This is a genomic window from Leucobacter sp. NPDC077196 (assembly GCF_040687075.1).
Classification (GTDB): domain Bacteria; phylum Actinomycetota; class Actinomycetes; order Actinomycetales; family Microbacteriaceae; genus Leucobacter.
In genome coordinates this window covers 668,208-693,094 of record NZ_JBFBML010000001.1, presented here as the reverse complement: position 1 = coordinate 693,094, position 24,887 = coordinate 668,208, and the positions used below count along the sequence as shown (strand labels likewise).

At 68.2% G+C, this 24,887-nt stretch carries 24 protein-coding genes; 8 read left to right on the top strand and 16 right to left on the bottom strand.

All coding sequences use genetic code 11. The features are described 5' to 3' along the window. The first annotated feature begins 78 nt into the window (after positions 1-78). Positions 79-303: a DUF3107 domain-containing protein gene (locus tag AB0O71_RS03345; RefSeq protein WP_363741934.1), complete on the top strand. Its 225-nt coding sequence runs from the start codon at positions 79-81 to the stop codon at positions 301-303. A gap of 117 nt (positions 304-420) precedes the next feature. On the opposite strand, the gene AB0O71_RS03340 is transcribed toward AB0O71_RS03345, so the two are convergent. From AB0O71_RS03340 to AB0O71_RS03330, 3 genes are read right to left on the bottom strand one after another with little or no spacing between them, the layout of a single operon-like run. Further along, positions 421-1,815: a bifunctional phosphopantothenoylcysteine decarboxylase/phosphopantothenate synthase gene (locus AB0O71_RS03340; protein WP_363741931.1), complete on the bottom strand. Its 1,395-nt coding sequence runs from the start codon at positions 1,813-1,815 to the stop codon at positions 421-423. Between the two features lie 57 nt (positions 1,816-1,872). Then, entirely contained in the window at positions 1,873-3,021 is a 1,149-nt protein-coding gene (locus AB0O71_RS03335; protein ID WP_363741928.1) for a methyltransferase domain-containing protein, read from the bottom strand. Between the two features lie 8 nt (positions 3,022-3,029). Next, positions 3,030-3,749: a ferritin-like fold-containing protein gene (locus AB0O71_RS03330; protein ID WP_363741926.1), complete on the bottom strand. Its 720-nt coding sequence runs from the start codon at positions 3,747-3,749 to the stop codon at positions 3,030-3,032. A 141-nt stretch (positions 3,750-3,890) separates the two neighbouring features. Here AB0O71_RS03330 and AB0O71_RS03325 point away from each other — a divergent pair, with 141 nt between their 5' ends. After that, positions 3,891-5,507 carry a DEAD/DEAH box helicase gene (locus AB0O71_RS03325; protein WP_363741924.1) on the top strand — a complete coding sequence of 539 codons (1,617 nt, stop codon included), beginning with the start codon at positions 3,891-3,893 and terminating at the stop codon, positions 5,505-5,507. A gap of 26 nt (positions 5,508-5,533) precedes the next feature. Here AB0O71_RS03325 and AB0O71_RS03320 read toward each other — a convergent pair whose 3' ends face one another. Then, on the bottom strand, positions 5,534-6,388 hold the full coding sequence (locus tag AB0O71_RS03320) for a PHP domain-containing protein (RefSeq protein WP_363741922.1): 855 nt from the start codon (positions 6,386-6,388) through the stop codon (positions 5,534-5,536). Positions 6,389-6,431: 43 nt separating this feature from the next. On the opposite strand from AB0O71_RS03320, the gene AB0O71_RS03315 reads away from it, so the two are divergent. Beyond that, the gene (locus AB0O71_RS03315) at positions 6,432-7,820 is read left to right on the top strand and encodes an aminopeptidase P family protein (protein WP_363741919.1); all 1,389 of its coding nucleotides are present in this window, start codon (positions 6,432-6,434) and stop codon (positions 7,818-7,820) included. Positions 7,821-7,823: 3 nt separating this feature from the next. Continuing rightward, positions 7,824-8,399 carry a hypothetical protein gene (locus AB0O71_RS03310; protein WP_363741917.1) on the top strand — a complete coding sequence of 192 codons (576 nt, stop codon included), beginning with the start codon at positions 7,824-7,826 and terminating at the stop codon, positions 8,397-8,399. A 15-nt stretch (positions 8,400-8,414) separates the two neighbouring features. Here AB0O71_RS03310 and AB0O71_RS03305 read toward each other — a convergent pair whose 3' ends face one another. Both AB0O71_RS03305 and AB0O71_RS03300 read right to left on the bottom strand, forming a co-directional pair. Continuing rightward, positions 8,415-8,801 carry a YchJ family metal-binding protein gene (locus tag AB0O71_RS03305; RefSeq protein WP_363741914.1) on the bottom strand — a complete coding sequence of 129 codons (387 nt, stop codon included), beginning with the start codon at positions 8,799-8,801 and terminating at the stop codon, positions 8,415-8,417. After that, a complete protein-coding gene (locus tag AB0O71_RS03300; RefSeq protein ID WP_363741911.1) occupies positions 8,798-10,486 on the bottom strand; it encodes a DUF885 domain-containing protein in 1,689 nt (562 codons plus the stop codon). The genes AB0O71_RS03305 and AB0O71_RS03300 overlap by 4 nt, the downstream gene beginning before the upstream one ends. Positions 10,487-10,618: 132 nt before the next feature. On the opposite strand from AB0O71_RS03300, the gene AB0O71_RS03295 reads away from it, so the two are divergent. Next, positions 10,619-10,846 carry a hypothetical protein gene (locus AB0O71_RS03295; RefSeq protein ID WP_363741909.1) on the top strand — a complete coding sequence of 76 codons (228 nt, stop codon included), beginning with the start codon at positions 10,619-10,621 and terminating at the stop codon, positions 10,844-10,846. Between the two features lie 75 nt (positions 10,847-10,921). Here the strand turns inward: AB0O71_RS03295 and AB0O71_RS03290 are convergent, their stop codons facing one another. Continuing rightward, positions 10,922-12,529: an aminotransferase class I/II-fold pyridoxal phosphate-dependent enzyme gene (locus AB0O71_RS03290; protein ID WP_363741906.1), complete on the bottom strand. Its 1,608-nt coding sequence runs from the start codon at positions 12,527-12,529 to the stop codon at positions 10,922-10,924. Positions 12,530-12,652: 123 nt separating this feature from the next. Here AB0O71_RS03290 and AB0O71_RS03285 point away from each other — a divergent pair, with 123 nt between their 5' ends. Next, positions 12,653-13,567 (top strand): LysR family transcriptional regulator, encoded by a 915-nt coding sequence (locus AB0O71_RS03285; RefSeq protein WP_363741903.1) that lies wholly within the window; start codon positions 12,653-12,655, stop codon positions 13,565-13,567. Positions 13,568-13,573: 6 nt separating this feature from the next. On the opposite strand, the gene AB0O71_RS03280 is transcribed toward AB0O71_RS03285, so the two are convergent. From AB0O71_RS03280 to AB0O71_RS03250, 7 genes are all read right to left on the bottom strand, one after another. Next, the gene (locus tag AB0O71_RS03280) at positions 13,574-15,049 is read right to left on the bottom strand and encodes an MDR family MFS transporter (protein WP_363741900.1); all 1,476 of its coding nucleotides are present in this window, start codon (positions 15,047-15,049) and stop codon (positions 13,574-13,576) included. A 146-nt stretch (positions 15,050-15,195) separates the two neighbouring features. Then, the gene (locus tag AB0O71_RS03275; RefSeq protein WP_363741897.1) at positions 15,196-15,963 is read right to left on the bottom strand and encodes an amino acid ABC transporter ATP-binding protein; all 768 of its coding nucleotides are present in this window, start codon (positions 15,961-15,963) and stop codon (positions 15,196-15,198) included. Continuing rightward, entirely contained in the window at positions 15,960-16,805 is an 846-nt protein-coding gene (locus AB0O71_RS03270) for an amino acid ABC transporter permease (RefSeq protein ID WP_363742135.1), read from the bottom strand. Before AB0O71_RS03270 ends, AB0O71_RS03275 begins: the two co-directional genes overlap by 4 nt. 49 nt (positions 16,806-16,854) lie before the next feature. Then, the gene (locus AB0O71_RS03265) at positions 16,855-17,688 is read right to left on the bottom strand and encodes an ABC transporter substrate-binding protein (protein ID WP_363741894.1); all 834 of its coding nucleotides are present in this window, start codon (positions 17,686-17,688) and stop codon (positions 16,855-16,857) included. 133 nt (positions 17,689-17,821) lie between these two features. Continuing rightward, entirely contained in the window at positions 17,822-19,132 is a 1,311-nt protein-coding gene (locus tag AB0O71_RS03260) for an amidohydrolase family protein (RefSeq protein ID WP_363741891.1), read from the bottom strand. 29 nt (positions 19,133-19,161) lie between these two features. Then, positions 19,162-20,859: an adenosylhomocysteinase gene (locus AB0O71_RS03255; RefSeq protein WP_363741888.1), complete on the bottom strand. Its 1,698-nt coding sequence runs from the start codon at positions 20,857-20,859 to the stop codon at positions 19,162-19,164. Next, the gene (locus AB0O71_RS03250; protein ID WP_363741885.1) at positions 20,849-21,463 is read right to left on the bottom strand and encodes a hypothetical protein; all 615 of its coding nucleotides are present in this window, start codon (positions 21,461-21,463) and stop codon (positions 20,849-20,851) included. The genes AB0O71_RS03255 and AB0O71_RS03250 overlap by 11 nt, the downstream gene beginning before the upstream one ends. A gap of 58 nt (positions 21,464-21,521) precedes the next feature. Between AB0O71_RS03250 and AB0O71_RS03245 the strand changes: the two genes are divergently transcribed. Further along, positions 21,522-21,881 carry a GNAT family N-acetyltransferase gene (locus AB0O71_RS03245; protein ID WP_363741882.1) on the top strand — a complete coding sequence of 120 codons (360 nt, stop codon included), beginning with the start codon at positions 21,522-21,524 and terminating at the stop codon, positions 21,879-21,881. A gap of 50 nt (positions 21,882-21,931) precedes the next feature. Here AB0O71_RS03245 and AB0O71_RS03240 read toward each other — a convergent pair whose 3' ends face one another. Beyond that, entirely contained in the window at positions 21,932-23,440 is a 1,509-nt protein-coding gene (locus AB0O71_RS03240; protein WP_363741879.1) for a DUF222 domain-containing protein, read from the bottom strand. 200 nt (positions 23,441-23,640) lie between these two features. Then, on the bottom strand, positions 23,641-24,312 hold the full coding sequence (locus tag AB0O71_RS03235; protein WP_363741876.1) for an asparagine synthase: 672 nt from the start codon (positions 24,310-24,312) through the stop codon (positions 23,641-23,643). A 253-nt stretch (positions 24,313-24,565) separates the two neighbouring features. Between AB0O71_RS03235 and AB0O71_RS03230 the strand changes: the two genes are divergently transcribed. Further along, on the top strand, positions 24,566-24,886 hold the full coding sequence (locus AB0O71_RS03230) for a multidrug efflux SMR transporter (protein WP_363741873.1): 321 nt from the start codon (positions 24,566-24,568) through the stop codon (positions 24,884-24,886). The last annotated feature ends 1 nt before the right edge of the window (position 24,887 follow it).

The window sequence follows — 24,887 nt, the reverse complement described above, 5'->3', positions numbered from 1 at the left end:
GGCGTCAGAACGACCGGCCGCCGTAGACTCGACAGCGTTTCGACCCGTGGCGCTGCGCCACTGACTTCAGGAGGCCCCGTGGAAATCCGCATCGGTATCAAGCATTCGCCCCGCGAGCTCGCGTTCGACACCGAATCGAGCGCGACAGACGTGCGTCGCGCCATCGAGGAGGCCGTCGCGAACGAAGCCGCCCTCGTCACGCTCTCCGATGTGAAGGGTCATCAGTACCTCGTGAATACCGAGGCGATCACCTACATCGAGCTCGGCGGCGAAGGCGGCCGCAAGGTCGGCTTCATCAGCTGACCGGCCGCTTCTCGAACTCGGCCCCGTGATCTCGTCGGATCACGGGGCCGAGTCGTTTCACGGGGCCGAGTCATTTCACGGGCCGAGTCGTTCAGCCAGCGCCCGCGCGAGCGCGTTCTATGAATTCAGCGCGTCCCGGATCACGTCGAGCAGCGCGTCGGCGACCGCGCGCTTGGTGCCGCTCGCCGTCGCGACCGGCCGGTCATCCGTCGCGAGCACGTGCAGGGTGTTCTCGCCCGCCTCGAACCCCTCGGACCAGCTCACCGCGTTCACCGCGAGCAGATCCGCACCCTTGCGTGCGAGCTTGCGCCGCCCTCGCTCGAGCAGTTCGGCCTCGCTCTCGACCGTCTCGGCAGCAAATCCGACGATCATTTGGCCGGGGCGACGCTGCTGCACGAGCCCGACGAGGATGTCCGGGTTCTCCACCAGTTCCAGCACCGGCGATTGACCGGGCGCATCTTCCTTGCGAATCTTCCGCTCGGCCACGTCGGCCACACGGTAGTCGGCAACGGCAGCGGCCATAATCACGACCTCGGCACCCGCGGCCGCCGCGCGCGCAGCGCGCTCGAGTTCGGCCGCCGTGCCGACCGGTACCACGCGCACGGCCGGGCGATCCTGCACGTCCGCGAGCACCGCCGTATCGACGTTCGCCGCGAACAGCACGACCTTCGCGCCGCGATCCGCTGCAGCAGCGGCGATCGCCACGCCTTGGCGCCCGCTCGACCGATTGCCGAGGTAGCGCACCGGGTCGATCGGTTCGCGTGTTCCGCCCGCGGTGACGAGGATGCGCAATCCGACGAGGTCGGGCGCGCGCTCACCTGCGCCAGAATCGGCGCGGGCGGACTCAACGCGCGTCGAGTCGAGCGCTGCAGCAGCAGTTGTCTCCAACGGCACGTCCCGCTCGATCGCCGGTTCGGCATCGGCATCGACATCGACATCGGCATCGGCATCGGCATCGACGCGATCCAGAGCCTCCTCTGCAGTGTCGCCCTCGAGCAGCGCCCGCACTCGAGCCGCGATCGTCTCCGGCTCGCACAGGCGTCCCGGCCCGGTATCGGCCCCCGTGAGCCGACCCGTTTCGGGCCCGATGAAATGCACGCCTCGCGAGCGCAGGATCGCGACATTGTCTTGGGTCGCGGGGTGCTGCCACATCTCCGTGTGCATCGCGGGCGCGACGAGCACGGGCGCACGGGTGGCGAGGAGCGTCGTGCCGAGGAGATCGTCGGCGAGGCCGGCGCTCATGCGGGCGAGGGTGTGCGCAGTGGCGGGCGCAACGACGACGAGATCGGCGCGCTGCCCGAGGGCCACGTGCCGCACCTCGGGCACATCGTCGTGCACGGACGTGGTGACCGGGTTGCGACTGATGGCCTCCCAGGTCGGCTTGCCGACGAAGCGCAGCGCCTCCTCAGTCGGCACGACGTGCACATCGTGCCCGTCCTCGACCAGGGAGCGGGCGACCTGCACGACCTTGTACGCGGCGATGCCGCCGGTGACTCCGAGCACGATGTTCATGGGGACATCTTCCCATCACCCGCGACAATACGCGCGTTCCCGACCGGCGGGCCCGGATCAGACCGTGCGTTCGAGCAGCACCATGACTTCGAGGTGGCGCGTGTGGGGGAACATGTCGAACACCCGCGCACCGCGCACGCCCCACGACGGCATCGCGGCGAGGTCGGCCGCGAGACTCTCGGGGTTGCAGCTCGAATAGATGATGCGCTGCGCGGGCGCCCGTTCGAGCCAGGCCGAGAGCTCGGCGCCGATGCCGCGGCGCGGGGGGTTCACGATGACCGTGTGCGGCGTCTCGGCCGCGGGTGATCCGAGCGCGAAAGCGGTCGCATCGGCGGCGATGAACTCTGCCGCGATCCCGGCTTCGGTCGCACTGCGGCGGGCCGACTCGACGGCTGAAGCGCTGATCTCGACGCCGAGCACGCGCGGGGCGCCGTGCACCGCTGCGGCGCAATGCAGGGCGAACCCGCCGACGCCGCAGTACAGATCCCAGATCGTGTCGGGTCGTTCGGCGGCGACCCAGGCAGCGGCCTGCGCGTAGAGCGCTCGCGCCACGGCTGTGTTCGTCTGGAAGAAGCTCTGCGGCCGCAGGTGCAGCGAGACATCGCCGAGTCCCATCTCGAGCGATGAGCCGAGCAGCAGCTCCTCCCGCTCCCCTTCGAGCACGGCTTTGTGCTCCGGCAGCAGGTTCACGGATACGACAACCGCGCTCGGCACCCGTTCGAGCAGGCGGGGCAGCGCTTTCCGCAGCACGTGCAGCGCCTGCTCCGTGCGGGTCACGAAGCGCAGCATCAGGTCGCCCGAGGGCGCGAGCGTGACGTGCACGAACTTCAGCTCGCCGCGTCGCCGCGGTACGTCGTATGGTTCGAGCCCGGTCGCTTCGATGAACGCCGCGAGGTGCGGGATCGCGTGGCGAATCGCGGGCTCCTGTATCAGGCAGTCACGCAGGTCGATCCCCGCGCCATCACGCCCCAGAATCCCCAACGTCACAGCGCCGGCGCGACCGCCGACCACGAGCTTCGCCTTATTCCGAAAGTCGGCGGTGCCGCCCTGCACGCTCGGCAGCCACAGCGATTCTGGCACCTGCGGCAGCAGCTCGCGGCACCGACGCTCCTTATCGCTGAGCTGCGTCGGGCACGGAGTCTCGATGAGCACGCACGACCGGCAGCGCCCCGCTTCGAAGTACGCGCAGTGCGGAAGAGTGACCATCGGCGTCTTCAGGCCGTCAGCCCCAGACCGTCCATGCGACGGATGTGGTCGGCGATGAGCTCGGTGAACACCGGCTCGACTTCGCTGGCGTCGAACTCGCGGTGCTCGCTCAGCGACAGCACGGCGCGGGACACAAGCAGGGTGTCGCCCACGAGACGCCTGCCCCACACGGCGAGCCAGCTCGAGAGCAGTTCATCCGCCGCCAGCGCGTCTTGCAGCAGCGTCTTGAGCTCCGGCCGACCCGTGTCGTTGCGCAGGATCGCGACGGCGTCACCGCGGTACCCGTCTTTCAGGCCGCCCGCGAGGCTGGCGAAGAAATCGTCGAAGAGACCGCCGACCAGATAGAGGGAGAGCACGTGCTGGTGCCAGTCGCCGGTGTCGATGCGCTCGACGTACGAATCGATGACCGGCGAGAACGGTTCCATGACCACGTGCGGCTCGTGACCGCGCGAACGGATCTCGCCGGTGAGCTGCTGGTGCTTGGCGAGCGTCTGCCCGGCGACACGGGCCAGCACGTCTTTGGCCTCGAGCGTCGGCGCCCCCGACACCGCGCGCGTCGCGGCCTCGTAGAGCTCCAGCTGCAGGTACGCGGTCAGTCCGAGAAACGGCATGATTCCAGGAGCGAATTCGGCGAGCTCGACCCGCTCAGCCTCGGCTGCATCGCCGCGCGAGCGCATTTTGCGCGCTGGCGCGCTCTTGCGGCGCAGTCCCTTGATCCACTCGAACACCCTGTCAGCTTACCGTCGTGCAGCGACCGCCTTGGAATAGACTGGCGCGGAACGTACCTCACCGCCGGAGCCATCGGAGCACCGGCCGCTGCGCTTATCGATACGCGCGCGCAGCACCGCACCCATCGAATAGGACGCAGCATGACGACATTCCTCGAACTCGGCGTCGACCAGGACATGGTCGATTCTCTGACGGATCAGGGCATCATCGAGGCCTTCCCGATCCAGGAGCAGACGATCCCCCTCGCGCTCTCGGGTCAGGACATCATCGGCCAGGCGAAGACCGGTACCGGAAAGACGTTCGGTTTCGGGCTGCCCCTGCTGCAGCGCGTCGGCGCTGACCCGGTCGACGGCGTGCAGGCTCTCGTCGTCGTGCCGACCCGCGAGCTCGCAGTTCAGGTGTACGAAGACCTCGAGCTCGCCGCGAAAAACCGTGCGGCAACCGTGGTGCCGATCTACGGCGGCAAGGCGTACGAAGGTCAGATCGAGCAGCTCAAGGCCGGGGCCCAGGTGGTCGTCGGCACCCCCGGCAGGCTCCTCGATCTCGCGAACCAGCGCCTGCTCGATCTCAGCAAGGTCCGCGAGATGGTGCTCGACGAGGCCGACAAGATGCTCGACCTCGGCTTCCTCGCCGACATCGAGAAGCTGTTCTCCCTGACACCTCCCGTGCGCCACACGATGCTCTTCTCGGCGACCATGCCCGGCACGATCGTGACGCTCGCCCGCCGCTTCATGTCGAACCCGATCCACATCCGCGCGACCGATCCCGACGAGGGTGCGGCGCAGGCGAACATCGAGCACATCGTCTATCGCGCGCACTCGCTCGACAAGGACGAGGTGATCGGGCGGATCCTGCAGGCCGAGGGGCGCGGCAAGACCGTGATCTTCATGCGCACCAAGCGCGCTGCGGCGAAGCTGCAGGAGGAGCTCGTCGATCGCGGCTTCTCCGCCGTTTCCGTGCACGGCGACCTGAACCAGGAGCAGCGCGAGCGCGCGATGGCGACGTTCAAGGCCGGCAAGAAGGACATCTTGATCGCCACCGACGTCGCCGCCCGCGGTATCGACGTCGACGACGTCACCCACGTCATCAACCACACCGTGCCAGACGACGAGAAGACGTACCTGCACCGGGTGGGGCGCACCGGCCGCGCGGGCCGCACGGGCATCGCCGTGACCTTCGTCGACTGGGACGACATGCACAAGTGGGCGCTGATCAACAAGGCACTCGAATTCGGCATCCCAGAGCCGCTCGAGACATACTCGTCGTCGCCGCACCTGTTCGCCGATCTCAAGATCGCGGAGGGCACGAAGGGCCGCCTCAAGGCCACGCCGGTCAAGGATCGCGCCCCGCGCGAGCGCTCTGATTCGCGCGGCCGTTCAGGCTCGACAGAGCGCACGAGCGGTTCGAGCACGAGCAGCGACGGCGACGGCGCCCGCAAGCGCACGCGACGCCGCACGCGCAGTGCGAATCCACTCGGGCAGGGGCGTCACGAAGCGCACGGCCACGAGCAGCACGGGCACGACGCAGAAGGCGGCGGCGAGCCGGGTGCGCCCCTGACTCCCGCCGATGCGCTGGCAGCTTCGGGCGAGACCGCTCCCCCGAAGCGCCGCCGACGCCGCCGCCGTGGAGGCTCGGGCGGTGCTGACACAGGCACGGCGTCGACGCACTCGGGCAGCACCGGCTCGGGCGATACGGGTTCGGGCGCTGCAGACGCCGGCGACGGAGCACCGACTCCCGCCAGCGCTTCGGCCGAGTAGCGGCAGACGCGGACGGCGGGCAGGAGTTAGCGGGGCACCGCGAGCCCGTCGCGCAGGCGCGCAACCGTGGCGACATCCGTGACCTCTTGCCCGAGCAGGTTCGGCTTGCCCGCTCCGTGGTAGTCGCTCGAGCCGGTCGCCACGAGACCGAGTTTCGACGTCGCCGCGATGATCGGCGGCATCCAGTCATCGCGGTGCTCGGGATGACGCAGCTCGACCCCGAACAGTCCGGCACGCGTCAGATCCGCGAGCTCCTGGGGCGCGACTGGGGTGCGCTGGCGGAATGCGGCCGGGTGGGCCAGCACGGCCGCTCCCCCCGCAGCGCGCACCATGCGAATCGCTTCAACGGTCTCGATGGCGTCGGTGCCGAGGTAGTAGGGGGATCTCGGGTGCAGCAGCTCCGTGAAGACAGTGCTCCGATCCGGAAAATAGCCCGCGGCCACGAGCGCGTCGGCGATATGCGGCCGACCCACCGTGCGCGCGTCTTCATCGCCCAAGACTGATTCCCAGGTAATGGCATAATCCGCCGCCACGAGACGCACCATCTCACGGGCGCGCGTCAGCCGCGAACGGCGCACCTGAGCGAGTGCCTCGAACAGCTCGCCGGCGAGCGGCGCGATGCCGTACCCGAGCAGATGCCGCGACTTGCCGCGGTGCTTCGTCGTGATCTCGATGCCAGGCAGAAAATCGATACCGGCGTCGGCTGCGGCGCTGCGTGCCTCGTCCCAGCCGTCGATCGTGTCGTGGTCGGTCAGTGCGAACCCTGCGAGCCCGAGTGCGGCCGCCTCGCGGGCGATCTCGCCGGGCCGGGTGGTGCCGTCGGAGAACACCGAGTGCGTGTGCAGGTCGAAGCCGGCCTGCGCCACCGCGGATTCAGTCATCCTGTCATCTTACGGCTCGGTCTCGGGATGAGAGGATGGACGCATGACCGACAGCGCGCAGTCCACTCACGAGGTGGAAATCGACAACAGCAATCGGAGCACGACTCCCCAGAGCGACGCGTTCGTGGAGTACCTGTCCACGCACTGGGCGGATCGCCCGGAGACTCTGCCCCAGGCATGGCCGGTTGCCACCCACGCCGCGGCGCGACGTCAGGTATTCTCGTCGCACTTCCCGGGCGAGCGCGTCGTCATCGAGGCGGGAGCCATGAAACAGCGCTCCAACGACACCTTCTACCAGTACCGAGCACACAGCGCGTTCGCGCACCTCACGGGCTGGGGATCGGCGAGCGAACCCGGCGCGGTACTCGTGTTCGAGCCCCGCGACGGCGGCCACGATGCCACCCTCTTCTTCCGCGAACGGGCCGGCCGCGATAGCGACGAGTTCTTCGCGAACCCCGAGATCGGCGAATTCTGGATCGGCCCCAGACCGTCGCTGGAGCAGGTAGCTGCGGCGCTCGGCGTCGCGACCGCGCCGCTCGATGCGTTCACCGCCGGAGCCGACGACCGCGCGCTCGATGACCCGGACGTGGCGCGCGTCGCCTCGGAACTGCGACTGGTGAAAGACGCTTACGAGCTGGCGGAAATGCGATCGGCCGTTGAGGCCACCGCGCAGGGATTCGACGATGTGCTGGCGGCGCTGCCGCGCGCGAGCGCACACCCGCGCGGGGAGCGGATCGTCGAGGGCGTCTTCAATCAGCGAGCCCGGCTCGACGGCAACACCGTCGGGTACGAGACCATCGCGGCCTCGGGCCCCCACGCCTGCACACTCCACTGGATTCAGAACGACGGCGCCGTTCGCGAGGGCGACCTCCTGCTGCTCGACGCAGGTGTTGAACTGGACAGCCTCTATACAGCCGATATCACTCGCACCGTGCCGATCTCCGGCACGTTCACCGAGGTGCAGCGCCGCGTGTACGACGCGGTGCTCGAGGCAGCCGACGCCGCACACGCGGTCGTACGGCCAGGCATCCGGTTCCGCGACGTGCATGCCGCCGCGATGGAGGTCATCGAACGCCGCACCCGTGAGTGGGGGCTGCTTCCCGAGGACGACGGCACCGCCTACTACCGCCGATACATGGTGCATGGCACGAGTCATCACCTCGGCCTGGATGTGCACGACTGCGCACAGGCTCGGCGCGACATGTACATGGACGGTATCGTCGAACCCGGAATGGTCTTCACCATCGAACCCGGGCTCTACTTCCAGCCAGACGATCTCACCGTGCCCGAGGAGTATCGCGGAATCGGCGTGCGCATCGAGGACGACATCGTCGTCACCGAGGACGGAAGCGACAACCTCTCGTCGGGCATCCCCCGCACGGCGGACGAGGTCGAGGCGTGGGTGCAGCGCCTGAGCGGTTCGCAGGCGTAGCGGATGACCGTGGCTGCCGGTTCTGCGCGCTCGGGCGTCTCCTGGCGATCCCGAACGCGCTATGCGGGGGCGACGGCGACTGCGGCGCTGCTGCTCGGCACGACCGCCCTCGCGCCGCTCTCGATGGCATCGGCATTCGCCGACGCGGGCGGGCCGGCGCCGCTGAACGCTGCACGCGGGCAGTCGCTCACCTCGGCCGCGGAGGCGAACCGAGCGTCAATGGCGGGCGTCGAGATTGAGGGATCGGAGACTGCTCGGGACGGGCAGGCGAAGCCGAAGCAGGCCGGCGAGGCACCGCGGACCGCGCTGTACAGCCTGGAGCAGTTTCTCTTCAGCGGCGTGATCAACTGGGGCGGATACCGCTTCACCTTCTACAGCCAGAAGGTACTCCCGGGCTCAGGTCTCGCGATTCCGGGCCGCCACGTGAACGAGGCCGGGTACGTGAGCGACACCGACGGATACATCGTGCTCGCCGGGGACGCGCCGAAGGGCACCGTGTTCGAGACGCCCTTCGGCTACCAGGGCAAGGTCTACGACCGCGGCACCTTCGGCAACCACCTCGACGTCTACATTCAATAACGGCATACGCGCCGTCTAAGACACGCTTCCGTCGACGTAGACCCACCGCCGGTCAGGGCCAGCGCGTCGAAACCGACTGCGCTCCCGCTGCTCGATGCGCCCCTCCGGGCCGCGCGCGATCGCGGTGAACGTCACGAAGCCCTCGTCGTCGAATGGCCCGCCGGCCTCCGCGCGCTCGACGAACAGCCGCTGCCAAGTCAGGTCGCCGTCGAGCTCAAGCCCCATCGGCCGCGTCGTAGCGTCCCAGGTTCGCAACAGGTAACCGGGGTCGCCGACTGCGAACGCACTGTATCGAGAGCGCATCAGCCGTTCAGCGGTCGGCGCAGGCTCCCCCGCGTGCAGCGGCCCGCAGCAGTCTGAGAAAGCGATGCCGCGGCCGCAGGGGCAGAGCCCGTTGCTCATCCTCCGAGCCCGCCGCGCAGGGCGCGCTCAAGCGTATCGAGGCGCACACCGCCGAGCGCGAGTGCCTCGCGATGGAACGAACGGATATCGAACGCGTGCCCCGCCGCAGCTGCGCGCTCGGCGGCCTCGTCGCGGAGACCCTCCCAGATACGCTGCCCCACTTTGTACGACGGGGCCTGGCCTGCCCAGCCGAGGTATCGCAGCACCTCGAACCGCACGAACCCATCGTTCATGTTCACGTTCTCTGCGAGAAAGTCGAAGGCGTACTCCCCGTCCCACACGCCGCCATCGGGTCGTCGTTTGCCGAGATGCACGCCGATGTCGAGCACGACTCGAGCTGCCCGCATGCGCTGACCGTCGAGCATGCCCAGGCGATCCGCCGGATCATCGAGGTAGCCGAGCTGCTCCATGAGACGTTCGGCGTACAGCGCCCAGCCCTCGGCGTGGCCCGAGGTGCCGGCAAGCTGACGCCGCCACTCGTTGAGCGATCCGCGGTTGACGACCGCCTGCCCGATCTGCAGATGGTGCCCGGGAACACCCTCGTGATACACCGTCGTCAACTCCCGCCAGGTGTCGAACTCGGTGACGCCCTCTGGAACGGACCACCACATGCGCCCGGGCCGCGAGAAATCGTCGCTCGGCCCGGTGTAGTAGATGCCGCCCTCCTGTGTCGGCGCGATCCGGCATTCGAGGGCGCGGATCTCATCGGGAATCTCGAACTGCGTGCCCGCGAGCTCGGCGATGGCGCGGTCGCTCGTCTCCTGCATCCAGCGTTGCAGCGCGTCCGTGCCGCGAAGCTTGCGCGACGCGTCCTGGTCCAGCTGGGCAATCGCCTCGGCGATGATGCCCGGCCGCGGCGAACCGCCGACGACTTCGGCGGCCGTGCGCTCCTGCTCCGAGACCATACGAGCGAGTTCGTCGAGGCCCCACTCGTACGTCTCGTCGAGATCGATCTTCGACCCGAGGAACGTTTCTGAGGCAAGTGCATACCGGTCTCGGCCGAACGCGTCTGCTGCGGGCGCGTGGGGAGCGACCTCGCGCTGCAAGAAATCGGCGAGCTCCGCGTACGCACTCGACGCTCCGGCTGCAGCGGCGGCGAGTTCGATCGCCGACTCCGCCGGCGTACCGGACGAACCGGCGAGGCGGCCGAAGAACCCGAGGTCCTCGGGAGTGCCCGCGGTGCGGCGGGCCTGGGCGGCAACCTCTTCCACCTGGCGGATCGCCGGCACCAGCCCCTGGCGCACGCCGTCCGCGAGCGTCTCCCGATACCCGGCGATTGCTGCAGGCACCGATCGCAAGCGACTCGCGACGAGCGCCCAATCCGCTTCGGTCTCGGTGGGCATGAGATCGAAGATGTCGCGGATGTTCTGCGACGGGGATGCGATGACGTTGAGATCTCGCAGGTGCTCACCGGCATCGTGCTGCGCCAACGACAACCGCAGTTCGGACTCGAGGTCTGCGCGCGTCACTGCGTCGACCTCGTCGACGGGTGCGGTCGCGACGAGGTGCGCCAGCGTGCGCCGCTGGTCTGCCGCGAGTGCTTCGTGCCCTGCTGGCGAGAGATCGGGTAGGCCCGCGCTCGTGCGGCCGATGTAGGTGCCAACGGTCGGGTCGTGCTCGACGAGGGTGTCCACCCACGTCTCCGCAATGCGGTCGATCGCGGTCTGCTCGCGCTGTTCAGTCATGCCTCCACGCTACGGCGTCACGCTCGGCTTCTTCCGTGCGACGCGTCGGCCGGGCGCGAACCCGGCCGACGCACAGGTTAGACTGGAGCCATTCACCGCGCATCCGCGCACCCGCACGCTTGAGGAGTTTCCGTGAAGATCCGCACCCGCATCGCCACCGCCGTGACTGTCGCGCTCGCCTCGGTCTTCGTCGCTGTTCCCGCCTTCGCAAGCGGCGGCGGCGATGCGACGGACGCCGCGCTGTCGAGCGCCGGCGATCCGCTGAACATCCCCGGCATCGCAGCGGTCGGCATCGTGCTGCTGCTCATCGTGCTCATCGGTTCGAAGCTCGCGGGCGACCTCTTCGAGAAGAAGCAGTAGCAACTCCCGCGGTACTGTCGAAGGGCGGCGATCCTCAATGGATTCGCCGCCCTTTGACGTTGCGTCACGTCTCGGTCATGATTTCGTGACGCGAATGCCCGACACGGCAGCGTCGACGGCGCCCCGCACATAGCCGGTGGGCGACGCGGCGACCGCCTGCAGGAACGCCACCGTCTCAGCCGTGATCTCCTCCCCCGGGAGCAGGTTCGGAATTCCCGGAGGGTAGGCCGCGAGGGTATCCGCCGATACGCGGCCAACCGCAGCTGCCGCGGGAATCACCTCGCTGCCGCCGAAGTAGGCGTCTCTGGGCAGCATGCGCAGGGCCCCGGGGGCGGGAAGCTCTGGGAACGGCTGAGCCGCTGTCGACGCGTCAGGATCAGCGAGCGCCGCACGCGCCACCTCGTCGAGCGCCGCGATCACGCGCTCGGCATCGGGCACCGTCAACGCGCCGATCACGGCGACGATGCTCGTCGCCGTCGACATCTCGACGTAGATGCCGTGCTGTTCGCTCAGGCGACCGCGCACCCAGTGACCACTGCGCCCCAGCGCTGAGACGTCGATCGGCACGCGGAGGCGGTCGATCTCCACGATGTCGGGGAAGGCGCCGAAGCCGTCGCTGATGATCGCGAAGCGGTCGTCACTGCGCAACCGGTCGCGTATCGCGTCTGCGGCGCCGAGCGCCTCACCGATGCGGGCTTCACCGAGCACGAGTGCCCGCCTCGCCTCATCGAGGGAGCCCATCAAGATGCTGCTCATCGATGTGGAGGCGGTCATCGCGTACGCGCGTTCGACGAGCGATTCGAGCCGGTCCGCGAACGGACTGTTGCCCAGGTGCAGCATCGCCGACTGCGTGAGGGACCCCGCGAGCTTGTGGGTGCTCGAAACCACGAGATCGGCGCCGAGTCGAGCCGGCGAGTCGGGAAGCCCCGGGTGGAACCCGAAGTGGGCACCCCAGGCGCCATCGACGATGAGCGCCGCGTCATGGGCGTGCGCAACCTCCGCGAGGCCTGCGACATCGGCCGTAGACCCGAAGTAGCTCGGAGATACGACGTAAACGCTCGATACCGGGTGCCCGGCAGCCGCCTCCCGATCGAGCGCTGCAGCGAGGGCGGCGGGCGTCAACCCGTGCGCAATGCCGTGGTGGGCGTCGATCGCCGGTTGCACGAAGGAGGGTGTCAGGCCGGAAAGAAGCACACCGTCGGTGAAGCTCGAATGCATGCTGCGCTGCACGAGCACTCGGTCACCGAGCCCGCGCACTGCGATCGCGGCGGTGCGATTCGCCTGCGACGCCCCATTCGTGAGAAACCAGGTGCGGCGGGCTCCCCAGGCCTCCGCTGCGAGCTGCTGCGCTTGCGTGAGCGGCGAATTCTCGCCCAGATCGATGCCATCAAGCATGAGCGGAATGTCGACCGCTGCGGCTCGCTCGCCCAGGAGTTCGGCCAGGTGCTCTGCTCCGTGCCGCGCGCCGGTACCGTGACCGGGAACCATCAGCGACATCGGTCGCGTATCCGCGAACCGGCGCAGCGCTTCCGCGTAGGGCGCGCTCCGCTGCGCATCGACGATGTCCGACTCGTTCCGTCTCGGCCCGAGCTCAGCCGCCGCACCGCCCGAAACGATCGCGCTCAGCGACTCGTTTCCCATCGGGGACTGACGGGGGTCGACTCGCGATTCGTGATCCAGCATTCCTCCAGAATGGCCGCCCAGTACTGCGTGCGGAAACCCGCAATCGGCTCCCGGGAGTCATATAGTGTATGGATCACATCGGGGCATTGTGCCCCATTCGATCCAGTAGATCTGAGGTACCCAGTGCTCGACTTCCGCCAGCTCCAAGCGCTCAGTGCGGTGGCTTCGGAAGGATCGGTCGCCCGAGCGGCGAAGCGGCTCGGATGGAGTCAGCCCACGGTCGACTACCACCTGCGCAATCTCGACCGGCTCGTCGGCGCCGACCTCACGACGCGCAGCACCCGGGGAAGCAAGCTCACCACGGCCGGTCATCTCATGCTCGAACGCGGCGACGAAATGCTCAGCCTCGCTGACCGAGCCCTGACCGATGTTCGCGACTTGGCGCAGCTCGGCAAGATTCGCCTGCGCTTCGGCACCTTTCCGACCGCCGCATCTCGGCTCCTCCCCGGCATCGCGTCGCGCGTCTCCGAACTCGGGATCGAGCTCGATGCGACGCTCGAAGAGCTCGCTCCGCTCATCACGCGGGTCAACCAGCACACCCTCGATGCGGCGCTCGTCTACGCCGCGGGCGGCTACCGCCTCCCCTTCAGAGCCGAGGTGCACACGACTCATCTGTTCACCGACCCGATGCTGCTCGCACTCCCCGCCTCACACCCCGCCGCGGCGCAGTCCTCGTTCGACCGCCGCAGTCTGCTCGCCCTCTCGGGCGACAGCTGGGTCATGGGATCCACTCCGGGCGATACGCTCGACGATCTCGTGCGTGAGGTGTTCGAGGCAGAGGGCCTGCAGGTGAACGTCGCCATCCGCACTGACGATTACTCGGTGGTGCTCGGACTCATCGCGGCGGGCATGGCGGTGGCGCTCGTGCCGAGCCTCGTGAGTTTCAATCCACCGGAGGGCGTCGTGCTGCGGCCGATCGACGATCCCAGGTTCGCGCGCGAGCTGCTGCTCGCCGCGCCGGCCGGCCCGAGCGGCCCATCGGCGGCCGTACGCCAACTCGCGGAGGCGGTACGCCGTTCGATCAGCGCGCTCGGGTGAGCCGCATCAGTGCCCGACGTGCGCCGGCGCGTCGTCTTCAACGGGCTTCGTGATGAAGAACGACAGCACGACCGGAACGAGCGCAATGCACGCAGCAGTGAAGAACGCCATGTTCGCTCCCGGAGCCCCCGCGTCGGCGACCGAGAGCCCCTCGCCCTCGCCCACGTGCAGCGCGCTCGAGTAGATCGAGATCAGCACAGCGGTGCCTGCGGCCCCGCCGACCTGCTGGAGGGTGTTCAGCACAGCGGATCCGTGGGAGTACAGCGAACGATCCAGGGATCCGAGCGATGCGGAGAACAGCGGCGTGAACGACCCGGCGAGGCCGAGCGACATGGCGATCTGCACGAGCATGAGGAACCACATCGGCGTGTGGGTGCCGACGGTCGAATACACGAACATCGCTCCCGCGATCAGGATGGTGCCCGGGATGAGCAGGGTGCGCGGGCCGCGGGCGTCGTAGACGCGTCCCATGACCGGCCCGAGCACGCCCATGAGCACCGACCCGGGGAGCAGTACCAGGCCCGCCGCGGTCGGATCGAGTCCGGCGACGTTCTGCAGGTACAGCGGCAGCAGTGAGAAGGTGCCGAACATCGCGAGCGAGATAATCGCCATGATGACCACGGCCACGACATAGTTGCGGGAGGCGAACACGCGCAGATCGAGCAATGCGTCGTTCTTCTTCTGCAGCATCAGCTGACGCCACACGAAGATCGCTAAGAAGAGCACGCCCAGCCCGATGACGAGCGCTGGCGACATCGCCCCTCCAGCGGAGGCGCCGTGACCGCCGAGCTGGCTCAGACCGAACACGATACCGCCGAAGGCGAGTGCCGAGAGCACGATGGAGAGCACGTCGATCGGAGCGTGCGTGGTCTCGCCGAGGTTCGTCATCCACTTCGCACCGAGCAGCAGCGCAACAACCGCGATCGGCAGGATGATGCCGAAGAGCCACCTCCAACCGAGGGTGTCGAGCACGACGCCCGACAGGGTCGGGCCGAGCGCGGGCGCGAGACTGATGACGAGACCGACGCGCCCCATCATCCGGCCGCGCGAGCGGGCGGGAACGACGTTCATGACCGTTGTCATCAGAAGCGGCATCATGATGCCGGTGCCGGCGGCCTGCACGACTCGGCCGGCGAGAAGGGCGGGGAACCCCGGAGCTACCAGGCAGATTGCAGTGCCGAGCACGAATGTGATGATGGCAGCGAGAAAGACCTGGCGTGTGGTGAAGCGCTGCAGCAGGAAGCCCGTCGTGGGAATCACGACGGCCATCGTCAGCATGAAGGCGCTCGTCAGCCACTGTCCCAGCTCTGGCGGGATTCCCAGGGTCTGATTGAGTTGCGGGATGGCGATCGCCATCGTCGTTTCATTGAGAATGGCGACGAACGCAGCGACGAGCAACAACCAGATCACGCGCATGCCGGCGGGATCGATCGTGTCGTTGGGGGATTTCGGCAGCCGAATGGATGCGGTATCGGATGTCAAGAGTGAAGACTCCTCGGAAGACGGAGCTGCCCCGGGCCAGGAGCGCGCGAAGCTCCTCGTAGGCAGACGTACCAGTTTAACCGAGCGGATTCCGCATCCATTCCCAAGTTCGAGAAGTCCGCTTCCCGATCACGCAGCCCGGGCGCTCACGCGCTGAACGGATCGCTCAGCCGTGCGAGGAACTCGCGCGTCTCGGGTCGCTGCGGATCCTCGAAGATCTGCTCGGGCGTGCCCGACTCGATGATCACACCGTCCTTGAGGTACACGACCCGGTCGGCGACGCGTCGTGCAAACGACATCTCGTGCGTCGCCATGACGATGGTCGAGCCGGCCATCTTGAGTTCGCTCACGAGATCGAGCACTTCGCCCACCAACTGGGGATCGAGCGCGCTCGTGATCTCGTCGAGCAGCAGCAGCTCGGGGTTCGTCGCAATCGCCCGCACGATGGCCACGCGCTGCTGCTGACCACCGGAGAGCCGATCGGGATACTCTCCGGCCTTGTCGCCGAGCCCGATGCGCGCGAGCAATTCGAGTCCGCGGCGCTCGGCCTCAGCGCGCGGTGTGCCGAAGACTTTGCGCATGGCGATCACGACATTGGCGAGCACCGTCATGTGCGGAAACAGGTTGTAGTGCTGAAAGACGACGCCGATCCGCGCCCGCACCGCGTCGACGTCAGCACGGGGGTCGGTGATGTCGTCGCCCGCGAGCACGATGCGCCCGTCGTCGACCTGCTCCAGCAGGTTGATGGTCTTCAGCAGCGTCGACTTGCCAGACCCGGATGCGCCGATCAGCACGACGGCCTCGTGCTGATGCACGGTGAGATCGATGCCGCGCAGCACGTGCTGGTCTCCGAAGCGCTTGTGCACGCCCTGCACATCGAGTACGCCGCGGCGACCCTGATCCTGCGCGTTCATACCGCGCCTCCGATCTGCTCGCGCCGCTGGGCGCGAGCCGTCAGCCAATCGGTCAGTCTGATGAAGGGAAGCGAGAGCAGCACGAAGAGCAGCCCGGCGAGCACGTACGGAGTGAAGTTGTAGCTCGACGCGACCTCGATCTGAGCCGCACGGATCGCATCGACTGCGCCGAGCACCGAGATCAGGCCGACATCCTTCTGCATCGACACGAAATCGTTCATGAGCGCCGGAGTCACCTTGCGCACGGCCTGTGGCATCACGACGAGTCGCAGTGTCTTGGCGTGGCTGAGCCCCAGAGAACGCGCTGCGAGCCGCTGCGAGGGGTGCACCGCATCGATTCCGGCGCGCAGCACCTCGGAGACGTAGGCGGAATAGCAGAGGATCAGCGCGACGGTGCCCCAGAACTGCGCCGGCAGGCGGCCGGTGAGTTCGAGCCCGGGAATGCCGAAGCCGACGAGGTACAGCACGAGCAGCACCGGGATCCCTCGGAAGAGATCGGTGTACCCGGCGGCGACGAGGCGCAGAGGGGTGAAGACCGGCCCCTTCAGCGTGCGCGCGATGGCGAGCAGCGTTCCGAGGATCGCGACACCGATCGCGGCGACGAAGAGCACTTGAATGTTGAGCCAGAGTCCCTTGATGACCCGCGGGAACGCCTCGACCGCGACGGCGGGGTCGAAGAACGTCTCGCGCACGGCCTCCCAACCCGGGCTGTTGACGAGTACCACCACGAACACGCCCGCGAACACCAGCGTGCTCGCAATACTGATCAGAATCGACTGTCGCTTGCGGGATCGCCGATAACCGCGCCGTTCGAGCTCGATGGCGCTGGGGGTGAACTCCATCTCGGAGCGCTGCGTGCTCGCGGGAAGCGGGGCCTGACTCACGCCGGGGCTACTTCAGAACCGGAGCGCCCTGATCGGCGATCCACTCGGCGGCGAGATCGTCGAGGGTGCCGTTCTCGCGCAGGGTGTCGACCGCCTCCGAGACGTCAGCCGTGAGCGCCGAGTCCTTGGGCAGCACGAATGCGAACTCGTCGCCGCCCTCCGCCGAGTCGAGTTGGCCGACGATCACTCCATCGTCGAGCTGGGCGTCGCGCACGTAGAACGCCCCGGGAAGGTCGGTGACGAGCGCGTCGATGGTGCCGTTCTGCAGCGCAGCGACCGCGTCGTCAACGCTGTTGAAGACCTGCAGATCGTTGTTCGGAGCGATCACGTCTTCAGCGACGGCGAGTGAGGTGGTTCCCGAGGCGACGCCCAGCGTCGCGTCCTTGAGGTCTGCAATGCTCGTCGCGTCTGCGGCATCCGTGCCACCGGCAGCCACGACGGCCTGGGTCGTCTCGTAGTACGGGCTTGAGAAGTCGACGGCTCGCTCACGCTCCTCGTTCACCGAGAACTGCTGAATGTTGAGGTCGAAGTCCTTGGGGCCGGGCGCAATGGCGGCGTCGAAGCTCGTGCGCACCCATTCCACATCGTCTTCGGCGTATCCGAGCTCCTCGGCGACGGCGTAGGCGACCGCGGCCTCGAAGCCTTCGCCGCTCTCGGGCGCGTCATCGATGACCCAGGGGGCGTACGCCGGTTCGCCCGTCGCGATCGTGAGCTTGCCCTCGGAGACCGCAGCGACTCCGGTGTCGTCGCCGGCGTCGCCGCCACTGGCGCACCCCGAGAGTGCGAGAAGGGCGGTGGCTCCGACCGCAACGGCGGTGGCAAGACGAGATGGACGGAACATGAGACTCCTTGGCTTCGGGGCGAGGGCACCGGGTCGTGCGCCGTCGAACGACGTTCATTATATGAGACATTGCGGGTGCGCCCGCGCCTCGAGACATCGGGCGTCACGAAGACGCTGCCGGTGTCGTTCCGCGTCAGCTCCGGAACTTCTCGATACCGCCGACCACGGTGCGCCTTGCGCGGCCCGCTCCCGCTTCTACGAGCTCGGCGAGCGACGCATCCGGGTCGTGCACCGGCAGGTCGAAGAACGCGAGGTCGGCCATCGCCCCGACGCCGAGCTGACCGATTCGCCGCTTGCCCACATTGAGCCCGAGCGCGGTCGCGCCGCCCAGCGTGGTTGCGCCCAGCAGGCGCTGATGCAGATCATCGGCACGATAGCCCTGATCCCGCGCCACGCGGTACAGTTTGGCGACGTCGGCGAGCAGGTCGAGCGAGGGCGACGACGACAGCGAATCGGTGCCCACTGCGATCGCATTTCCCTCGCGCAGGTATGCGGCGACCGGGGGCATGTCGAGGCCGATCACTTCGTTCGAGCGCGGGCAGAGCGCGACGCTCGTGCCGCGCGCCCGCAGGAGCGCGCGATCCTCGGCGCTCACGTACACGCCGTGCGCGATGTGGCAGTCGGGTCCGAGTACCCCCAGATGATCGACGAACTGGGTGGACGAGACGCCGATGCCGTGCGAGCGGAGCGCGCGGAAGCTATCGGCCCCGAGCTCGGGCCAGGCGCCGTGACCGCCTGGCCCGGCGCCGACGTAGCCGTCGATCCCGTCGAACTCGCGCTCCATGTGCGCTTCCGCGAGGTGAATGTGCAGGCGGAGCCCCTCTTCGCGCACGATGTCGGGCAGCTCGAGCAGCGGCTGCACCTCGAGCGAGTAGGGGGCATGGGGTGACACGCCTGCGCCGGGAGGCGTGGGGATCTGGCGGATCTGCTCGCGTACGGCAGCCTTGGCTTCAGGCGTCCAATCCGTGTTGCTCGCGCCGTACACCTCCCAATAGGCGATGCCGTGCATCCCTGCGTCGTGCAACGCCCCCAGCGCTTCGCGGTCGGTGACCACGTCTCCAGCGGCCGTCACGCCCGCTGCGAGCGACAGCTGCGCCCCTTCGGCGGCGGCCGACTTCCAGTCGTGGGACTCGCGTGCGTAGACCACATCGAAGGCATCGCCCCAGTGGTCGAAGCCTGAGTAGTTCCGCGCCGCCACCTCGCGCATGCCGGTGTACTGCAAGTGCGTGTGCGCGTTCACGAGGCCGGGCACCAGCACGCCGTCCCAGTGCTCCTCGCGAAAGGCCGCTCCGCGTTCGGCGAGCACGTCGAGCACCCAGCGTCGATCGCCGACGTGCAGAATGTGCTCCCCCTGCACCGCAACGGCGCCATCGATGATACGCGGGCTGGTCACAGGAAACACGAGTGCGGCGCTGTAGACGACGACGGGGGCTGCGGGGTTCACTCGCAAGAGTCTAGAGCGTCTCCGTCGGTCTAGAGCGTCTCCGTCGTTTCGCTGGCCGGGTCGGCTGCCGGGTCGGCTGCCCGGTCGTGTGCTGGGTCGATCGCCTGGGCGCGTTCCCGATACCGATGCACGCGCCAGGGCTGCGCGGCTCCCCCGGCGCGACTCGAAGCGGGGGCGGGATCGACGCCGCCCGCCCGTGCCGCAAGCGCGGCATTCGCGACGCGCCGCTCATCCGCCTCCGAGAGCTGATGCACTCCCGGTCGAGGCGCCGTCTCGACGAGCCGTGCGAGCGCGGCGACCTGCGTGGCGAACGACAGATCCATCACCTCGATGGGGTTGCCCTCCCCCGCCGTGTAGTTGATTCCGCCGCCGCCGGCCAGCACCAGCACCTCTCGGCTTCGGTTCGATGCCGGCGGACGCCACGAGGTGACGCTCGGAGCCACGGTCTGCTCCGTCCATCCAGCTGCGCGCAGGTCATCGAGCGCGATCTCGTCGTCGATGCCTCCTGCGACCGCTGCGACGGCGCCGTCGCGCAGCATCGACATCGCATGGGTGTCGAGGGTGTGCCACACGCCGGTGGCGCTGACCACCACGTCTGCGCCCGGCAGCGCCGACTCCCGCGAAGCGGCCTCGTGGCCGTCGTGCAGCGCGGCGAGGGCGCGCACCGGATCCCGCTCGACGACGACCACCTCAGCGCCGAGCGCGGCGGCGAAGCGTGCCACGCCGCGACCCACCGGCCCGTACCCCACCACCGCCCAGCGCGAGCCCGCGATGCCGGCATACGGGCGCACCGTCCTCGCACCGTCGAGCACGTCCGCGATCGCGAATACGCACGATTGGCCGGTACCGATGAGGTTGTCGAAGTCGGTCTTCGTGCGGGCGTCGTTCACGGCGATCACCGGAATGCGCAGGTCGCCGATCGCTGCCATCTCCCGAACCGGGCGCACGCCGCTGGTGGTCTCCTCAGCCGCGCCTCGCAGCCGCGACAGCGCGGCCGTGCGCTCCGTGTGTGCGAGTCGAATGAGGTGCGCGCCGTCGTCGACGAGATATTCGGGACCCCAATCGAGGATCGCGGCGGCGTGTTCGGCGTCGACCGCCGCCGCCGACTGCCCCTGAACAGCACTGTGAGGAGCGAACACCTCGATGCGCTCGTCGCGCGCGAGCTCCACCGCGATCTCGGGGTCCGTTTCGGAGACCGCGCTGAATACCGCGACGGAGCATCCCGCGTCGGCCAGGAGACGGGCGAAGGCGGCGGTCTTCGGTTCGAGCACCAGGCTCACGCCCACGCGCGCGCCGGACCGCGCGACTTCGGTGCCGAACTGTTCCGCGAGCATCGCGGTCACCGGCATTCCCGCAGCGGCCCAGGCGATGCGCGACTCGGCGCCCCCTCCTCGGAGCGATCGCGCACGACCGTCGAGCCCGACGACGAGTGCCGGCAGTCCCCCGCCCGGCTTTCGACTCTGTTCAGCGGCGTCGTCGTGCACTTCAGCGAGACGCTCGACAAAGACGAAATCGGCGTCAGCTCCCGCCGGCCGGATCCGCGCTCCCATGCGGCGCAGCGCCGAGGTCAGGTGTGCACACGCCTCGGGATCGCCGATGTCGATCGATGCCGTGGACCCTGCGATGAGCCGATTTCCGAATCGCGCTGCGGCCCGAATGGCCTGCTCGACCGCGAGGGTTACCGGGTTGCCGGCATCCCTTCGCGAAGTCGTTTCACTATCGTTCACTGGTCTGCTCCCCTGCCTGGGCAGCCCCGTCGGCGGTCTCGTCAGTATCTGCCCCCGCGTCCTCTGCGCGTTCGCGACTCTCCGCCCACGCGGCGCACGCGGCGTCAGCATCGGCGGGAAGCTCGAGGGCGGCACGTGCTTCGGCCGCGGTGGATCCGATGTCGACCGCACCCTCCCACTGATAGGCCGCGGCTTCCGCAGCCGAGAGTTCGGCGACGCGCTCTGCCTGGTCGCGGTCCGCTTCGAGCGTCTCCGCCACGGCGGCCACGGCGTCGGTTGCCGCATCTGGCCAGGTGCGCTCGTCGGAGGTGAGTGACGACGCCGCAGCCGCGCTCCGCTCCGCGATTTCGGTCATCGAGGCGGCGAACTCCGACGTGCTGGCTTCGACCCCGCGTTGGGTGGCGAGGCGAAGTCGATCGAGTTCCACATCGGCCTCGTCCCACGCGTCATTCACCGGGCAGACGGCCTCGAGATACACGGCTGCGGCTCGCGTCACCGAGAGCGCTTCCGGCTTCGGAGGCGGTTCAGGTGCCGCGCACCCCGTTGCGCAGAGCGCGAGCACGACCGCGCCGAGCACGGCGAAGGTTCGGCGGGGAGGGCGCATCCTCCGAGAATACCGTCGCTCACGCTCGCTCCCGACCGTTGCGGGATAGGCTGGCGGCATGGCCAGATATCTGAATGAAGCACAGGCAGCTGCCGACGGATTCACCATCACGCACGAACCCGAACGCAGTCGCTACGCGATCACCGCAAGCGGGCCGGATGGCGGCCGCGTCGTCGGCGAGGCGCACTACTCGCTGCGGGGCGATGACGTCATCGACTTCGATCACACCGTCGTCGTGCCGGAGCTGCGCGGCACCGGGCTCTCCGGTCTGCTGGCGCAACGCGCAGTGACGGGAGAGGCTGTGGGTCAGCGGCGCGTCGAGGCGTCTTGCTGGTTCATCGACGGCTACCTGCAGCGGCACCCCGAGCTGCTCGGCGGATCAACAGATTCGGCGGGCTCGGCACACGAGAAGATGTAGCGGTCGGAGCCCACCCGTATACGTTCTCTCACACGTCTTCTTGCTCATCGTCAGAACGGATGCCACCCGGCGTCGGGCCTTCGGCTGGGGACGGGTGGCACAGAAACCGTTGCGGCAGTGCGCGCGAATCTCACCCGACTTGGCGGCCGATCAACGTAGTGCCGGCCGCTCGGGCTCGTCCAGTGCAGGTCGCCGCCGTTTCGTTGACGTACCGTCCAGTCGGAGTGGTGCTTGAGCACGTGATGACCGCGGCACAGATGCGCCAGGTTCGCTGTCGAGGTCGGACCACCGAGTGCTGCATCGACGGTGTGATCGAGATCGCATCTCGAGACCGGCACGCGGCACCCAGGGAAACGGCAGTGCTGATCGCGTACCGCGAGTCGCCGCCGCATCTCCTCGCTCGGACGATACCGATCGACCGAGAGAACTGCCCCTGACTCTGCATCCACCGCGACGCGCTCCCACACCGGCGCGGTCGCAGCGATGCTTCGCGCGGAACTCGACGCGATCGTGCCCGCGCCCGCGAGTTCTGCCACCGGAATGCGCCTCTCGAAGCTACCGCTCCCTGCCGGGCCGCTCCCTGCCGGGCCGCTCCCTGCCGGGCCGCTCCCTGCAGGGCCGCTCCCTGCCGGGCCGCTCCCTGCCGTCGGTTCCAACGCGGTGATCGGAACGATCACCTGCACACGGGCGCGCATTGCTTCACTGCTCGAACAGGATCTCATCGCCGTCGCATCGGAGCCCAGCAGCAACTCCGCAAATACATCGGCTCGCACCTCATCACGCGTACGAAGCGCCGGCGCATTCACCGACGCGTCCGCATCATCCTCAGCATCCACACCGACCTCAGCACCGCCTCCGCCCACAGCCCGCGCAGACCGCTCGACGCGCTCGACTTCGCGGGCAATCCGGCTCAACCGATCGTGAATCGCATATGCCTCGGCAGTCGGGAGGTACGCCAGCAGGTCTGACATCCCGTCCTCACGTTCATGCACCATCACTCGGCGTCGACGCACCTCCTCCCGATGCCGCTCATCAAGGGTGTCGACGGCATACTGCTCAGCGATCCTGCGCGCGATGGGGCGGAGACGGTTCACCGATTCCCGGCGCGCATGCGGCAGCACCTCAGCCTGATACGACTCACGGCGGGCGATGGCCTCGGGCGACGCTCCCACCCCGATGCGCCGACCGGCATCCGCGACGACCCGCGCGTGCGCAATCGAAATCTCCCCGGCAGCGAGGACCTCGTGCGTCGTCGCGAAATCGTTGCGCAACGACCAAGCGATGTCCATGTGCGTCTCAGCGACTCGCTCGCTCGTTCCCAGCGTCGTTGCGAGCTCCGACCGCAACGAGCGGTACGCGAGCTCGTTCTCGCTCGAACGCGACGCACCCGTCGCCAGCTCCACAGCAGTCGACAAGAGGTCGAGACGGAACGCATCGAGCCAACGCTGCCGATACTCCAACTGCTCCACCAGACTCACGACCTGATCGAGCGTCAGATTCGAGTTCGCGGGCTCATCTGGCAATTCCTGCGGAGCGGATCCGAACGTGAGCGAGAACATGGTTCAAGTCAACATGCAACCACCGACATTCATCACCTCAGATGCAGCGATGACGGCGGCCGCACGCGAGTTGCGGCGCCGCCCCGTTGCGCGCGTCAGCGAATTGGTTTCCGTGCGTCGGCGCCCCCGGGCGACCCCTCACCCTCGCGCAATCTCTCACCGACGCCCAGACCTCACCGACGCCAAGACCCAGCCAGACGTCAGGATTCCGAGTCCGCAGCGTCCTTGCTCTTGTCCTTGCGCTTGAACTTGCGCGCCTTCGCCGGCGCCTCGGCGCGCTGCTGCACGAGGGCCGTGAGGTCTTTCTCGATGAGCTGCTGGATGCGCCCCTCGCGCTCCTCGCGGTACTCGTCGTTGTTCCCGCCGCTGTAATACGGGTGCTCGGCGCGGTCGGCGAGCGACGTGCCGATCTCATCCCAGGCCATCTCGCGAGCGCGCTCGGCCGCCACATTCAGGTAGGCGTCGTTCGACGCCCGGTTGCGCAGTTCCTCGGCGACCCGCTCGTACACCTCTTGACGGTGGCGCAGTGTGCGATTGTCGTCGTTGCCGTAGTCGGACTCGCTCCATGAGCTCCGGCCGGTATCGCGAATCTCACCGCGCATGCGCGAGATGTGTTTCGCGTCGCGCTCCCGCTCCTCTGCGAGATCAATGGTGGTATCCCGCACCATGTCGATGATCTGGTCGGCGTCGTAGTCGACGTGCCGCTTCAGCGCATTCATGATGATCGCGTTCTTCACGGTCATGCGCACCGCGACGTCGGCGACGAGCAGCCCCTGCTCCGTGATCTCCTCGACCGGCGCGAGCACTCGACGCGGAAGCCGCCGTGGTGGGCGCGCCGATTTCCGCTTGCGCTTCTTCAGCCAGCCGAACACCGCACTCCTCTCGGGCCCTGACGGGCACTCCCCCATTATCTCCTATCGCGGGGGTTCCCACAGATTGACCACAGATCCCGCGCGCCGATATCTCGCTGCGCCGGGAACACGCGTCGCCGGCGAACCGGCGAGCTGGGCAGCTCCTGGGCACCGCGCGCCACCGATCGTGCGACACTGGATACGACCCCGAAGCGCCGGGGTGCGGACGAGGGAGCAGTACCCGCATATCGACGACTGCCAGAAGGACTCACTCATGTCACTGGCATGGATACTGTTGATTCTGAGCGGAATGCTTGAGGCGGTCTGGGCCACGGCGCTCGATGCCTCACAGGGGTTTCGCCGCCCCTGGCCGAGCATCGTCTTCGTGGTGAGCTATGTCGCCAGCATGGCGGGCCTCGCATACGGAATGACGGAGATCGCGGTCGGCACGGCCTACGCGGTCTGGGTGGGCATCGGCGCGGTGCTCACCGCGGCATGGGCCATGCTCACGGGCGCAGACCGAGCGAGCCTCCTGCGCGTCGTGCTGCTCGCGGGTCTCATCGCCTGCGTCGTCGGCCTGAAGGCGGTGAGCTGAG

Excerpts from the sequence above, each read along its gene's own strand:
- AB0O71_RS03340 (WP_363741931.1), bottom strand. The coding sequence starts at position 1,815 with ATGAACATCGTGCTCGGAGTCACCGGCGGCATCGCCGCGTACAAGGTC.
- AB0O71_RS03335 (WP_363741928.1), bottom strand. The coding sequence starts at position 3,021 with ATGGTCACTCTTCCGCACTGCGCGTACTTCGAAGCGGGGCGCTGCCGG.
- AB0O71_RS03325 (WP_363741924.1), top strand. The coding sequence starts at position 3,891 with ATGACGACATTCCTCGAACTCGGCGTCGACCAGGACATGGTCGATTCT.
- AB0O71_RS03320 (WP_363741922.1), bottom strand. The coding sequence starts at position 6,388 with ATGACTGAATCCGCGGTGGCGCAGGCCGGCTTCGACCTGCACACGCAC.
- AB0O71_RS03315 (WP_363741919.1), top strand. The coding sequence starts at position 6,432 with ATGACCGACAGCGCGCAGTCCACTCACGAGGTGGAAATCGACAACAGC.
- AB0O71_RS03310 (WP_363741917.1), top strand. The coding sequence starts at position 7,824 with ATGACCGTGGCTGCCGGTTCTGCGCGCTCGGGCGTCTCCTGGCGATCC.
- AB0O71_RS03305 (WP_363741914.1), bottom strand. The coding sequence starts at position 8,801 with ATGAGCAACGGGCTCTGCCCCTGCGGCCGCGGCATCGCTTTCTCAGAC.
- AB0O71_RS03300 (WP_363741911.1), bottom strand. The coding sequence starts at position 10,486 with ATGACTGAACAGCGCGAGCAGACCGCGATCGACCGCATTGCGGAGACG.
- AB0O71_RS03290 (WP_363741906.1), bottom strand. The coding sequence starts at position 12,529 with ATGCTGGATCACGAATCGCGAGTCGACCCCCGTCAGTCCCCGATGGGA.
- AB0O71_RS03275 (WP_363741897.1), bottom strand. The coding sequence starts at position 15,963 with ATGAACGCGCAGGATCAGGGTCGCCGCGGCGTACTCGATGTGCAGGGC.
- AB0O71_RS03270 (WP_363742135.1), bottom strand. The coding sequence starts at position 16,805 with ATGGAGTTCACCCCCAGCGCCATCGAGCTCGAACGGCGCGGTTATCGG.
- AB0O71_RS03265 (WP_363741894.1), bottom strand. The coding sequence starts at position 17,688 with ATGTTCCGTCCATCTCGTCTTGCCACCGCCGTTGCGGTCGGAGCCACC.
- AB0O71_RS03250 (WP_363741885.1), bottom strand. The coding sequence starts at position 21,463 with ATGCGCCCTCCCCGCCGAACCTTCGCCGTGCTCGGCGCGGTCGTGCTC.
- AB0O71_RS03245 (WP_363741882.1), top strand. The coding sequence starts at position 21,522 with ATGGCCAGATATCTGAATGAAGCACAGGCAGCTGCCGACGGATTCACC.
- AB0O71_RS03240 (WP_363741879.1), bottom strand. The coding sequence starts at position 23,440 with ATGTTCTCGCTCACGTTCGGATCCGCTCCGCAGGAATTGCCAGATGAG.
- AB0O71_RS03230 (WP_363741873.1), top strand. The coding sequence starts at position 24,566 with ATGTCACTGGCATGGATACTGTTGATTCTGAGCGGAATGCTTGAGGCG.